General features: G+C 42.7%; 15 protein-coding genes. 11 read left to right on the top strand and 4 right to left on the bottom strand.

Annotated features, from left to right (window positions below):
- Window positions 1–247: 247 nt before the first annotated feature.
- Window positions 248–646, bottom strand: coding sequence for a hypothetical protein (locus M3204_RS19190; protein WP_251486279.1), 399 nt, complete (start codon window positions 644–646; stop codon window positions 248–250).
- A gap of 180 nt (window positions 647–826) precedes the next feature.
- Here M3204_RS19190 and gatC point away from each other — a divergent pair, with 180 nt between their 5' ends.
- The 8 genes from gatC (at window position 827) to M3204_RS19150 (ending at window position 6,814) form a co-directional block, all read left to right on the top strand.
- Window positions 827–1,117, top strand: coding sequence for an Asp-tRNA(Asn)/Glu-tRNA(Gln) amidotransferase subunit GatC (gatC, locus tag M3204_RS19185; protein WP_251486276.1), 291 nt, complete (start codon window positions 827–829; stop codon window positions 1,115–1,117).
- Window positions 1,118–1,128: 11 nt separating this feature from the next.
- Entirely contained in the window at window positions 1,129–2,586 is a 1,458-nt protein-coding gene (gene gatA, locus M3204_RS19180; RefSeq protein WP_251486273.1) for an Asp-tRNA(Asn)/Glu-tRNA(Gln) amidotransferase subunit GatA, read from the top strand.
- A 13-nt stretch (window positions 2,587–2,599) separates the two neighbouring features.
- Window positions 2,600–4,027, top strand: coding sequence for an Asp-tRNA(Asn)/Glu-tRNA(Gln) amidotransferase subunit GatB (gene gatB, locus M3204_RS19175; RefSeq protein WP_251486270.1), 1,428 nt, complete (start codon window positions 2,600–2,602; stop codon window positions 4,025–4,027).
- Between the two features lie 175 nt (window positions 4,028–4,202).
- Window positions 4,203–4,910 (top strand): hypothetical protein, encoded by a 708-nt coding sequence (locus M3204_RS19170; RefSeq protein WP_251486267.1) that lies wholly within the window; start codon window positions 4,203–4,205, stop codon window positions 4,908–4,910.
- A 12-nt stretch (window positions 4,911–4,922) separates the two neighbouring features.
- Entirely contained in the window at window positions 4,923–5,081 is a 159-nt protein-coding gene (locus M3204_RS19165) for a hypothetical protein (protein ID WP_251486265.1), read from the top strand.
- Window positions 5,078–6,133 (top strand): hypothetical protein, encoded by a 1,056-nt coding sequence (locus M3204_RS19160; protein ID WP_251486262.1) that lies wholly within the window; start codon window positions 5,078–5,080, stop codon window positions 6,131–6,133. Before M3204_RS19165 ends, M3204_RS19160 begins: the two co-directional genes overlap by 4 nt.
- A gap of 19 nt (window positions 6,134–6,152) precedes the next feature.
- Complete coding sequence (locus tag M3204_RS19155) at window positions 6,153–6,557, top strand: hypothetical protein (protein ID WP_251486249.1); 405 nt, start codon at window positions 6,153–6,155, stop codon at window positions 6,555–6,557.
- 47 nt (window positions 6,558–6,604) lie between these two features.
- Window positions 6,605–6,814, top strand: coding sequence for a hypothetical protein (locus M3204_RS19150; RefSeq protein ID WP_251486246.1), 210 nt, complete (start codon window positions 6,605–6,607; stop codon window positions 6,812–6,814).
- A gap of 71 nt (window positions 6,815–6,885) precedes the next feature.
- Here the strand turns inward: M3204_RS19150 and M3204_RS19145 are convergent, their stop codons facing one another.
- Window positions 6,886–7,620 carry a hypothetical protein gene (locus M3204_RS19145; RefSeq protein WP_251486243.1) on the bottom strand — a complete coding sequence of 245 codons (735 nt, stop codon included), beginning with the start codon at window positions 7,618–7,620 and terminating at the stop codon, window positions 6,886–6,888.
- 183 nt (window positions 7,621–7,803) lie between these two features.
- Here M3204_RS19145 and M3204_RS19140 point away from each other — a divergent pair, with 183 nt between their 5' ends.
- Complete coding sequence (locus M3204_RS19140) at window positions 7,804–8,088, top strand: hypothetical protein (RefSeq protein WP_251486240.1); 285 nt, start codon at window positions 7,804–7,806, stop codon at window positions 8,086–8,088.
- A gap of 41 nt (window positions 8,089–8,129) precedes the next feature.
- Here M3204_RS19140 and putP read toward each other — a convergent pair whose 3' ends face one another.
- Both putP and plsY read right to left on the bottom strand, forming a co-directional pair.
- On the bottom strand, window positions 8,130–9,605 hold the full coding sequence (gene putP, locus M3204_RS19135; protein ID WP_251486237.1) for a sodium/proline symporter PutP: 1,476 nt from the start codon (window positions 9,603–9,605) through the stop codon (window positions 8,130–8,132).
- Between the two features lie 195 nt (window positions 9,606–9,800).
- Window positions 9,801–10,424, bottom strand: a complete 624-nt coding sequence (gene plsY, locus M3204_RS19130; protein ID WP_251486234.1) for a glycerol-3-phosphate 1-O-acyltransferase PlsY — start codon at window positions 10,422–10,424, stop codon at window positions 9,801–9,803.
- A gap of 351 nt (window positions 10,425–10,775) precedes the next feature.
- On the opposite strand from plsY, the gene M3204_RS19125 reads away from it, so the two are divergent.
- Window positions 10,776–11,717 carry a diacylglycerol kinase gene (locus M3204_RS19125; protein ID WP_251486231.1) on the top strand — a complete coding sequence of 314 codons (942 nt, stop codon included), beginning with the start codon at window positions 10,776–10,778 and terminating at the stop codon, window positions 11,715–11,717.
- A gap of 769 nt (window positions 11,718–12,486) precedes the next feature.
- Window positions 12,487–13,038: a cysteine hydrolase family protein gene (locus tag M3204_RS19120; RefSeq protein ID WP_251486220.1), complete on the top strand. Its 552-nt coding sequence runs from the start codon at window positions 12,487–12,489 to the stop codon at window positions 13,036–13,038.
- The last annotated feature ends 34 nt before the right edge of the window (window positions 13,039–13,072 follow it).

Raw genomic sequence — 13,072 nt, 5'->3', positions numbered from 1 at the left:
TTCATTACGAATCATCCTGTTCACTCGAAGTGAGCTTTCCAAATAAGCTCTAACATGCCTATTCACAAAAAATAAACGGCGGTACATCTCATCCTCGTATATATCTTTGAACCATTCGTACTGTTTCAGCTTATCGATATTTCGGTCAATTTTTTGTGTATTCAAGGTATTACTATGGGCTGAACTACCAAATAAGTCTCCGATGAAGTCAAAGATGAAATTAAGTATAGGACTCTCTCCTCTTAGTTTACTTAAGCGATTTAATAAGGTCGGTAAATTCTTCTGAAGCTTTATAACATGATTCTTCATTGCAAATCACGTTTTGATTAGGGTCAAAACTCAGTTTCTCTGAAGTTTGTTCTTTACTGTATTCCTTCATCCCGTCTGATGTTTTTAAGGTTATGCTCATTTGGGATGGATTCTCTTCGCTTTCGACTTTTTCAGCACCTTCAAGATAACCGAGAAATTCATCAGGATTCAACACAGTTAGTGTTTTCTCTCCTGAATGAATATACACCTGATCAATGACTCCAAATTTAGTATCGAACAGTTCGTTTATTTTTACCTCGATATTGGATTTTAGCGGAGAAGGGTCGCCGCACGCGGTTAATAAAAAGATGCTAAGCGTCACTAATGCCTTTTTCAAAATGATCCCTCCCTAAAACGGTTATAACTATTTATTCGATTAAAGTTTCGTTCTTTCCTGCGATCCTTCGCCACTCATGTTAAAATGGTACAAATGGCAAGGCGTGTATTGCTTTAAAGTGTAAAACTTTGCTATGATCAGTATTATTATTGTCTGACGATTTACAATGGAGGTGCTTTTATGTCAAGGATTTCGGAGGATCAGGTGAAGCATGTGGCGCACCTGGCGAGATTGGCAATTACGGAAGAAGAGGCAGAAATGCTGACGAATCAGCTGGATAAAATCATCACGTTTGCAGAGCAGCTTAATGAGCTGGATACGGATAATGTGGAGCCGACTGCACATGTGCTTGAAATAAAGAATGTTATGCGTGAGGATCGTGCCCAGCAAGGTCTGCCGCGTGAGGAAGTATTGAAGAATGCGCCTGAGCACCAGGATGGGCAGATCAAAGTGCCAGGAATTATGGAGTAGGAGGGCCTGAGATGAGTTTATTTGAACATAAGATTTCGGAGCTTCATGAGCTTTTACATAAAAGGGACCTGAGTGTTTCCGACCTGGTCGACGAATCGTTCAAGCGGATTGGCGAGGTAGAAGGCAAGGTCCAGGCATTTTTAACATTGGATGAAGAAAACGCAAGGGCAGCGGCAAAAGCTTTGGACGACAAAGCTATTCAATCTGCCCCCGTGAATAAATTATATGGACTGCCGATTGGAATCAAGGATAATATCGTCACGAAGGGCTTGCGCACGACTGCAGCGAGCAAGATTCTTGAAAAATTTGATCCTATTTATGATGCGACAGTCATCCAAAAGCTGAAGCACGTTGAAACGGTGACCATCGGCAAGCTGAACATGGACGAGTTCGCGATGGGGTCATCGAACGAAAACTCCGGCTTCCAAAAGACACTCAATCCATGGAATCTTGATCGAGTTCCTGGTGGTTCTTCGGGTGGTTCCGCTGCATCCGTTGCCGCTGGAGAAGTGCTATTCTCCCTCGGTTCTGATACGGGTGGATCCATCCGCCAGCCAGCATCTTATTGCGGGGTTGTTGGGATGAAGCCTACATATGGACTTGTATCGAGATTCGGCCTGATCGCGTTTGCTTCATCATTGGATCAAATCGGACCGATTACGCGCAATGTAGAGGACAATGCCTTCCTATTAAACGCAATCGCTGGATATGATGAGATGGATTCGACTTCCGCAAAAGTGGACATCCCTGACTATGTTGGCGGTTTGACTGGCGATATAAAAGGGTTAAGAATTGCTGTGCCGAAGGAATATCTAGGTGAGGGTGTAAGTGAAGAAGTGCGCAACTCCGTGCTTGATGCTCTGAAAGTACTGGAAAAAGAGGGTGCGACTTGGGAAGAAGTCTCGTTGCCGCACTCAAAATACGCTCTAGCTACATATTACCTGCTGTCATCATCTGAAGCATCCGCAAACCTGGCTCGCTTTGATGGTGTCCGCTATGGCTACCGTACTCCGAACGCTGAAAACTTAATTGAAATGTACAAAAAGACTCGTGCTGAAGGATTCGGTGAGGAAGTGAAACGCCGGATCATGCTCGGTACCTTCGCGCTTAGCTCTGGTTACTATGATGCTTATTATAAAAAAGCACAGAAGGTCCGCACGCTGATCAAGCAGGACTTTGAAAAAGTGTTTGAACAATACGATGTGATCGTCGGGCCGACTGCGCCGACACCGGCGTTTAAAATTGGCGAAAATACTAGAGATCCGCTGACGATGTATGCGAACGATATATTAACGATTCCGGTTAACCTTGCTGGCGTTCCGGCCATATCAGTTCCGTGTGGCTTTGATAAGGGGCTGCCGCTTGGCTTGCAAATCATCGGCCGCCATTTCGATGAAAGAACAGTATATAAGGTTGCCCATGCTTTCGAGCAAGCAACAGAATTCCATAAACAACAACCGCAGCTGTAAAGGGGTGAAAACGATGAAGTTTGAAACGGTAATTGGCCTTGAGGTCCATGTTGAATTAAAAACAGATTCGAAAATCTTTTCGGCGAGCCCGAACCATTTTGGTGCTGAGCCGAATACAAATACTACTGTCATAGACCTTGGTTACCCAGGAGTCCTGCCTGTTGTGAACAAGAAGGCAGTTGATTACGCAATGAAGGCCGCGATGGCTTTGAACTGTGAAGTGGCAGAGCATACCAAGTTCGACAGGAAGAACTATTTTTATCCGGACAATCCGAAAGCTTACCAGATTTCCCAGTTTGACAAACCGATTGGTGAGCACGGCTGGATCGAGATTGAGGTTAACGGTTATAAAAAGAAAATCGGCATAACCCGTATCCACATGGAAGAGGATGCAGGCAAGCTGACGCATGGCAGCGGCTATTCCCTCGTTGACTACAATCGCCAGGGCACGCCGCTTGTTGAGATCGTATCGGAACCCGATATAAGCACTCCTGACGAAGCTTATGCCTATCTTGAAAAGTTAAAGTCGATCATCCAGTATACGGGCGTATCGGATTGTAAAATGGAAGAGGGCTCGCTCCGCTGTGATGCGAACATCTCAATCAGGCCAGTCGGCCAGAAGGAACTCGGCACAAAAACTGAGCTGAAAAACCTGAACTCTTTCAACTTCGTCCGCAAAGGGCTTGAGCATGAGGAAAAACGCCAGGAGCAGGAAATTCTCGCAGGCCGCGAAATCCAGCAGGAAACGCGTCGCTATGATGATGCGACCAACACAACCATCCTGATGCGTGTAAAAGAAGGATCCGATGATTATCGCTATTTCCCTGAACCGGATCTGCCAGATCTTTATATTGATGAAGATTGGAAGGCAAGAGTCCGTGCGGAAATACCTGAGCTTCCGGATCAGCGCAAAAAGCGCTATGTAGAAGAAATGGGGCTGCCAGCTTATGATGCTGAAGTTTTGACAGTATCGAAGGAAATGGCTGATTTCTTTGAATCGGTTGTCAAAGCTGAAGCAGATCCAAAGCAGGCATCCAATTGGCTGATGGGAGAATTCTCAGCGTACCTGAAGGCTGAATCGAAAGAGCTTCACGAAACCGCGTTGACACCAGAAGGTCTTGCCGGGATGATCAAGCTGATCGAAAACGGCACAATTTCATCCAAAATCGCGAAGCAGGTCTTCAAGGAATTGGTCGAGAGTGGCGGCAACGCTGAGCAAATCGTCAAAGAAAAAGGACTAGTCCAAATCTCTGATGAAGGCGCACTGCTCAAGATCATTACCGAAATCATCGATGCCAATCCGCAATCAGTAGAGGATTTCAAAAGCGGTAAGGACAAAGCAAAAGGCTTCCTTGTCGGTCAGATCATGAAGGCTACAAAAGGCCAGGCGAACCCGCCGCTTGTGAATAAATTGCTTGTTGAGGAATTGAATAAGAGATAATAGCGAAAGCTGGCGAATGGTCGCCAGCTTTTTTTGTCGATATTTCCCGGGAAAAAGGGGAATTTGCGTTATAAAATAGTTCATAAAATACATATTCTTACATACTTGCGGGTGCTATCATTAGCTTAAGAACACAAAAAGGGGGCAGGCCGTTATTTTACTCAGAGATATCGATTTGGATTTGCCCTATATTGAAAAGGAAAATCAAATCAAATTATTAATGAACCAGCATTCTTTTACTGAAGATGAAGCGATACGCATTGATTATGAAGAGAATTGGAAGCAGAAAAGAATGCTGTTCCGTGACCAGGTAAGGTGCATCGCGAGTTTATACATTTTTTTGCTTGGCCGCTTTCCAACTGAGAGGTCAAAGAAGGTAATGGTCAATTGTGTGGAATCCCCAGGAGATGGCGTACAAACCACCACAGATGGTTTCACAGAGGTTTCGGTAAAGCTGGACATAGATTCATATTTTTCTTTATCCGATTTTGATAAGAAAACGCATATTCTTAAGAAAATCGATGAGGGAATCGTCAAAGTTGCGAATGAGTATTCATGGGAACATGATGTCTTCAACCGGATCACAGCTGAAATAAAAGAGCGGAACTATGTAAATGAGTATGTTTGGGCACAAAAATCCTCACCTGACAGAAAGTATATGGCAGAGGTGTTTTGTACCCATGATATAGACTATTTTAGTGCAATGCTGAATATCAGGGACAATAAATCAGGTGATTTGGTAAAAACCCAAAAAGTTCTCCAGGAAAGACCTCATGAACTAGTTTTTACTCAATATTTGGGTGATTTAAAATGGGTTTCTGATAGAACAGTGGCAATGACTTATCGGGGAAGGAAAACGAAGTGGCTTGTTGAGGAAATTTAAAGGCGGTGCATTATGGTCAGATTCCTGAAGGTTGGCAACGTAAGAATACGGGTTGATGAAGACGGCGGAGTATCAGTGAAAATTAATGAAGACAATATCAAGGAATCAATAGCCTATATTCAAGAAAACCAGATTAATAAGATCGATATTGCTATGAGCTGGATCAAGTGAATTTTTTAAATGAATGTCCAGACATTGAGATTGTTTCCCTTGGGGGCGAAGACTTAGAAGATGTAACAGGACTATACCATTTAAAAAACCTAAAGTCGTTGTCAATCAATGAAACGCGACCGTCTCTGGAAATCGATTTTGAAAAAATCCCTTCACTTGAAGTGTTTTATGGGAAGCTGCCGCCAAAAGCAAAAGGCATAGAAGCACTAGGGAATTTAAAAGAAATGAGACTTTGGGGTTACAAGCCTAAGTCGAAAACTCTTGAACGATTTTCAACGCTTAAGAATCTGAAATCCCTGGAGTTGATCCAGTCTAATATCACGTCGTTAAAGGGTGTTGAAGGATTGGAGAGCATTGAAATGCTGGGCCTATATTATTTAAGGTCCTTTAATGATTTGAAGGATATTAAATATCTATCAAAAAGCCTAAGAGTTTTGGAGATTGAGAACAGCAAAAAAATCGAGGATTTCCTTCCTATTGCAGAGGTAAAAGAATTAGAAAATTTAAGTATGTTGGACTGTGGGGAAATAGCTTCGATAGGGTTTGTCAATCAATTGCCGGGATTAAGAATGCTATCCTTTTGGGGGACTACTGTCCTTGATGGGGATTTAAATCCGTGTGAAAGTATTGAACATGTATATTTTACACAGAAAAATCATTACACTCATCGGTTGGTAGAATACACTGCGGTAAAGAAGGAAGAGGCAGAAATCATGTCTATTCAAAGGTCTGATAATACAATGCCCACTGTTTTATGGAGAGCGCGGATGGCGGAAGGAGACGATCTGTTCACCGAGGAGGCTATAGTCGCTTCGGAAAAGGCATTGCAGCAATATGTCTCTTCTCTCAATTCCATGAAAGCCCCGACGGAAAAGGCAATATTGAAAAAGGTAAAAGAAGTAGTAACCGAATTTAACAGGTTGAACGAAGAATTCGATTATTTCATCGAAACGCTGGAACGCGAAGAATTGTATGAATTCATTGATGAAAAAGCGCAGGAAGCCGGTTTGGAACCGGATGGGGACATAACGGAAGAGTGGAGAGAATGGTAAACTCACAGAGGTGTAATATATGGAACTAAAAGAAATCATTATATCGGACATGACTAACAGGCCTAAAAAGAATGAGGTGGGCTTTAATCATCAGTCCCGGATCTTTCAATTGTTGCTGGGCAGATATTTGAAAGGCATCAAGACCGAGGATGTCAGGTATTTAAGTGTTTACTGTCTTGATAAGGTAAAAGGAATGGAGATTGATCCATATTCGATAGAAACTGGATTGACGGTGAAGATTCCATATAATCCGATTGAGTTTTTGCAGTGTGGAAATGTTGAAGAGAAGTATGTAGAGTATGTGAAAATTTTTAATGAATACATAGCTCTGGTATTTCGTGAGCTGAAGTGGGAGTATGCTCCCCGGTCGTACTGGCGCTTGGGAAAATCAAGGAACATAATTATCAGGCTGAGTTCCTATTAAAAAACACACCTAAAAAGAGTCCGGATAAGAATTATACAGCTATAGTGGTGGGTACACATACTGTAAGCTCGTTTCAGTTAAAAGGGAAGATTTTTGATAAAGACGGTTTGTTGGTAAAAGAGGAAGTGCTAGTTGAAGAGGTACCAAATGAGATGGTGTATGGGAGGTTTCTGGGGAAGGCGGCCTGGAAAGATGACCGAACATTCGAGGTCGTCTCGAAGACCAGCCAGTGGGTTGGTTCGATTATGGTTGATTGAATTACAAGAGTTGTTTTTCTATATCGAGTTTGAGTTAGGCAGCAAAAAGGCCCTTACAGAAGGACCTTCTTTCAATCCCGACCATCATCCAACACACGGTTAATCAATGTTTCCTTATCCACGACGGTCTGCTGGTGAAATTCACTATTAAAGATCATATAGACAGGTGTTAGGTTTGTTAGCAGCTCAGGGTATTTTTTCTTCAGTCCTTCCATATCATCTGAAATGTGGAATGAATCGAGCTTTGCTTTTACTTCGTCAGGGATGTCATACTTTTCTGACTCTCCACGTGGAACAATCGCCAGAACAGAAAGTTTCTCAGGGTCCTTCGAAAGAAAATCGTAAAAAAGCGGCAAGTCTTCTATATCGACTTTTACATAATAAGTGCTGTAATCTTTTTTCCATTGGGCCTTTATCATAAAGTAGATTCTTTCTGGGGTGAGACTTTTGGGAATCAGCATGCTATTCCCTTCCACACTCTTTTTCTTTAGACCGGGTGCTGTGTTCACCTGGCTGATTGTCATACTTGCAGGCTCCAACCCTGGAGGGAATGAGACTTGTAGTTTTTGTTTTTCCTTCACTTTTGTTGGGTTCATCCCGGCCATTACTTTGATTGGCTCAATTTTCTTTGTCTTTGTGCCATGCCAATCATATTGGCCGAGTATGGATGTAACCTCCTGGCCATTCACCGTGATTTCAGGGATTGGCGGCTTTTCTTCCTTATATAATTTATAGCGGTCCATTGCAATCAATACAGTTAAGATCAAAAGTGCAGTCGTTCCGTAGAATAATAGCTTTCTCTTCATCGTTTTTCCCTCTGAATATCAATTTTTCCCATTTTGGCGGGTATGTTTCAGACTAAGATTGTTAATTTAATCATTCTATAGATGTTGTGTAATTTCCTGTCAGATTGTCACGAAATGTAAAAAAATGAAACTTAGTCTATACTCAATTCGTATTGATTAGGTAATAGAAGATGAGGTGATTTGATGAACCTTCTTGAGTTGTTAGGTTTTAGTGCTGCCAATGCCATGCCGATTAATTTTTCTGAGAAAAAAGCGAAGCAGAACACGGAGAAATTGTTAGCATTGGATTGGTTTCGAATGTTATATGAGAATGAAGAGTATAAAGAGTTGTTCAATCACAGTGAAGTAATTATGGTGATATTGGCCAGTGTTGATGCAACTGAAATCATTAATAATAAGGAAACTGGAGAGGGATTTCGCAGGTTGCTAGGCAATAAGCTGAAGGAGCAGAAAAATACTCCTGTATAAAAAATGCCACAGAGACAAGCTCTGTGGCATTTCTGTAGATATTATGATTTCAAGTTCTTAACACTAAGATCGAATTCTTTTTCAATTTCAGGATTTGGCTTGTAAGTCAACAAACTCACGACCACTGAAACAATCAGGTTGATGATGAAGCCAGGAACGATTTCGTACATGACATCGCTCAAGCCGACATTGCTCCAGATGACAACTGTCGCTGCACCGGCAACCATTCCAAGGATCGCGCCCCAGTTGGTCATCTTTCTCCAGTACAGGCTCAGGATGATAATTGGTCCGAATGCGGCACCGAATCCAGCCCAAGCGTAAGCAACCAGTTCAAGGATGGTGTCGTTCTGCACCCAGGCGAGGGAAGCAGCAACGATGGCAACAATTAGGACAGCCATGCGGCCGAAGAAGACGAATTGCTTATCTGATTTTTCTTTTTTGAATAGGATTTTGTACAAATCTTCAACCAAAGCGCTTGAAGTAACGATCAGCTGAGAAGAAATCGTGCTCATGATGGCTGCCAGTACTGCTGCAAGCATGAGGCCTGCGAACAGTGGATGGAAGAACAATTGGCCGAGTTCAATGAAGACTGCTTCTGGATTATCCAGTTTCACGTCTGGATTTTGTGTAAAATAGGCAAGACCGATCAAAGCGGTTAAAATCGCGCCGAGCAAAGAGAAAATCATCCAGCTCATCCCGATTCTTCTGGCACTCTTTGTTTCTTTTACAGTCGTAATCGCCATAAAGCGCGTGATGATGTGAGGCTGGCCGAAATAGCCAAGTCCCCAGGCTGCAGTCGAAATGATGCCCAGGACAGTAGTGCCTTTGAACAGGTCAAGAAGCGCTGGATCGATAGTACGGATTGTGTCAAAGGTTTCAGCAGGGCCGCCCGTTTTGCCGAATCCAATAATCGGAACAAGCACAAGGGCAAGCAGCATCATCAATCCCTGGACGAAATCAGTGTAGCTTACTGCCAGGAAGCCGCCGAATAAGGTGTAAGCCACGACGACAGCGGAAACGAGCAATAAGCCAGTATGGTAATCAAGGTCAAACGAGCTCTGGAAGAAGACGGCTCCAGCAACCATTCCGGAAGAAACATAAAAAGTAAAAAAGAGCAGGATAACAATTCCGGAAACAATTCTTAACAGCTTAGTGTCATCTTTAAAACGGTTTTCAAGGTAGCCAGGAATCGTGATAGAATCATTGGCTACATGTGTGTAAGAACGAAGTCGAGGTGCTACGAAAAGCCAGTTGAGGTAGGCTCCGACAGTCAGCCCGATGGCAATCCACGCATTCGCTAAACCGCTTACATAAATTCCCCCAGGAAGGCCCATCAATAGCCATCCACTCATGTCTGCCGCACCGGCGCTAAGCGCAGTTACCGCAGGTCCAAGCGATCTGCCGCCAAGCATGTAATCCGTCAGATTACTTGTCTTTTTGTAGGAATACCAGCCGATGTAAAGCATCGCGGCCATGTATATCCCGATTGCAATAATTTGGTACATTTCATTGGACATAATCTTTCCCCCTTTGTTATAGTGAAAAATTATTAAAAAAATATTGCTAATACAAATAATATTCTATCATTTCATATTCATGATTAACAATCTATTTTTTTGCGAAAAATACTATTCATACAATAGTAATTTACTTTATTAATATATTTATAGGGAAAAGAAAAACCCATGGCTCAAATGCCAGGGGCTGGAGATTTATGATTTAAATGAATCCTTTGGTGGAAGACGATCGCCTTTCACCTTTTTATCATTTATTTTAGGTTCTGTGCCATTAAAAAAGTTCTGTAAGTTCGAACGATGGAGGAAAATTAAAAATACAATAAAAGCAGCAAAGATCAAAGGTTCGTTAATCTCGGTCGAAAAAAAGGAATATAACAGCATGGCGAACCCAACTGAAATCGAACCCATGAACACATACTTAGTCATGAACATCACTGCAAAAAATGTCAGATAAACCGCTAAAAACATCCCGAAATCAACGATCAAAAGCGCCCCAGCAGTCGTGGCGATCGCCTTGCCGCCGCGGAAGCCGGCGAAAATCGGGAAGCAGTGGCCGATGACGGCAATCAATCCTGAGTACAGCGGATCCAGAGGCACATCGAGTAGCAGCGGAAGCGAAGCAGCGAGCATTCCCTTTACCACATCTACAAGCAGAACGATAATCGCGGCCTTTTTGCCCATAACCCTTAGTGTATTGGTTGCGCCGGGGTTTTTACTGCCATGGTCCCTGATGTCGACGTTGAAAAAATACTTTCCAATTAATAAGGCTGTAGGGATCGAACCAATCAAATAGGCAGCCAGAAGAATTATCCAAGTCATAAGAGTCACCCTTTTAGTCTAGTAAAAAAATTTTATTCTAAATTCGTCTTGAAGATGAAAGATTATTTTTCGTGGAGTTCTAGTGCCATCCGGGGTATCTTCCATTTTATGTAACTATTCTCTCTGTATTGTAAAAAATAAATAGAGTGAATGGAAGCGTTTTTCGAAAAATACAATAGTTAACAATAAATACACTTTGGTTAAAAATGAAGTTTCTTTTTGGCAAAAAGAGAGAAAGTGGTTTATGATATATCCGGTAGAAAAGTATTGTAGGCAATTGCCTCTATAAAGAATATGAGCTATGATGTAAAATGATGGAATTTAAAAACCATATTAAGTAGGATGATGGGTATGAAAAGAGCAAGAATAATTTATAATCCAACTTCAGGGCGTGAAATTTTCAAAAAGAATCTTGCAGAAGTTCTGGTCAAGCTTGAGTCTGCAGGCTATGAAGCTTCCTGCCATGCCACGACGTGCGAAGGGGATGCGACTCAGGCAGCGAGAATTGCTGTGGAGCGCCGTTATGACCTTGTCATTGCTGCCGGGGGAGATGGCACGATCAATGAAGTGGTCAATGGGATAGCTGAACAGGAATACCGACCGAAGATCGGGGTCATACCGGTTGGAACAACCAATGACTTTGCGCGCGCACTCCATATTCCAAGGGATATCGAAGCGGCGGTTGACATCATTGTTAAAGGCGATACGATTCCGGTTGATGTGGGCCGGATCAACGATAAATATTTCATAAATATTGCAGGCGGCGGCAGGCTGACTGAACTGACCTATGAGGTCCCAAGCAAGCTTAAAACGGTTATTGGCCAGCTGGCGTACTATTTAAAAGGAATTGAAATGCTTCCGTCCATCCGTGCGTCAGAAGTGAGCATTGAATACGATGGGAAGCTATTCGAAGGCGAAGTAATGATGTTCCTCGTAGGGCTGACAAATTCCGTTGGCGGCTTCGAGCGTCTGGCACCAAACTCTTCGATTAACGATGGCTTGTTTTCGTTATTGATTTTGAAGAAGACGAATCTCGCTGATTTTATCAGGATTGCGACACTCGCCGTCCGCGGTGAGCACATCAATGATCCGGGAGTCATTTATACTCAGGCGAACAGGATTAAGGTTCATTCAAGGGAAACCGTCCAATTGAATCTAGACGGCGAATACGGAGGCAACCTGCCGGCGGAATTTGAAAACTTGTTCAGGCACATCGAAGTATTCGTTCCACTCGATGAAATCCGTCCAGAAGACCGTCCAGAGAATCTGGATTTGAATTTTAAAGCAGAATAATATGGAACCGCTCCAGTATTGGGGCGGTTTTTGTGTGTTTTTAAAATGGGGTATAGAAGGATATTCCTTAAAACTTAATTATGTTTCTATTCTGAGGATATTCCAGGATATTCGATTATATTTATTGGAGCATTATTTAATTGCTCGTGGAGGTTTGGGAGTCAATGTGAGTTATTGGTGACCTGTTATCGGAAAATGAGCGGGTTTTAGGTCACCAATAGTCGTTATTAGTGACCTGTTTTCGGAAAATGAGCAGGTTTTAGGTCACCAATAGTCGTTATTGGTGACCTGTTATCGGAAAATGAGCGGGTTTTAGGTCACCAATAGTCGTTATTAGTGACCTGTTTTCGGAAATGAGCAGGTTTTAGGTCATCAATAGTGGTTATTAGTGACCTGTTATCGGAAAATGAGTGGGTTTAAGGTCACCAATAGTCGTTATTGGTGACCTGTTATCGGAAAATGAGCGGGTTTAAGGTCACCAATAGTCGTTATTGGTGACCTGTTATCGGGATTTGAGCGGAATTAGGTCACCAATAGTCGTTATTAGTGACCTGTTATCGGAAAATGAGCGGATTTAGGTAATCAATAATCTTTGTAGGTGACCTGTTTTTGAGATCTGAGCTGGTCTAGGGCTCCAGTAGCCATTACTGGTGATCTGTCTTCGGCACATCAGAACCCTCCCGATATGTAATATTTGCCTGTAAAACATAAATGGAAGAAAATAAGAGATAACAGGCAAGATAATAATATAAAGGGATGTGGATACATAATGGGGAACAAGGCTTTAATCAATATCGATTACACATATGATTTCGTGGCAGATGATGGACGGCTTACTTGCGGGGCGCCGGGGCAGGCAATCGAGGAAAAGCTAGTCGGCGTTACCGAGGAATTCATCAAAAATGGTGACTATGTTGTTTTCGCGATTGATGTCCATGATGAAGGCGACGAGTTCCATCCGGAAACGAAGCTCTACCCGCCTCATAATATCCGCGGCACAAAGGGAAGGGATTTGTACGGAAGCCTTCAAGCGGTGTATGAGGAAAACAAGCATCTGGAGCATGTATATTATATCGACAAGACGAGGTATTCGGCATTTGCTGCTACAGACCTTGAAATAAAATTGCGCGAAAGAGGGATCACGGAAGTGCATCTTGTCGGCGTTTGCACCGATATTTGTGTACTTCATACGGCGGTTGATGCTTACAATAAGGGATTTAAGGTTATTGTGTATAAGGATGCGGTTGCTTCCTTTGACCAGATTGGCCATGAATGGTCGCTTCGCCATTTCGAAAGTTCGATTGGTGCTGAGGTTAAGTAACTTGGCTATTACAAAGCTTGAATGGCGCCATGGT

It is taken from the genome of Mesobacillus subterraneus (genome assembly GCF_023715485.1).
GTDB lineage: Bacteria > Bacillota > Bacilli > Bacillales > Cytobacillaceae > Mesobacillus > Mesobacillus subterraneus_B.
This window is presented reverse-complemented; position numbering and strand designations above follow the sequence as displayed.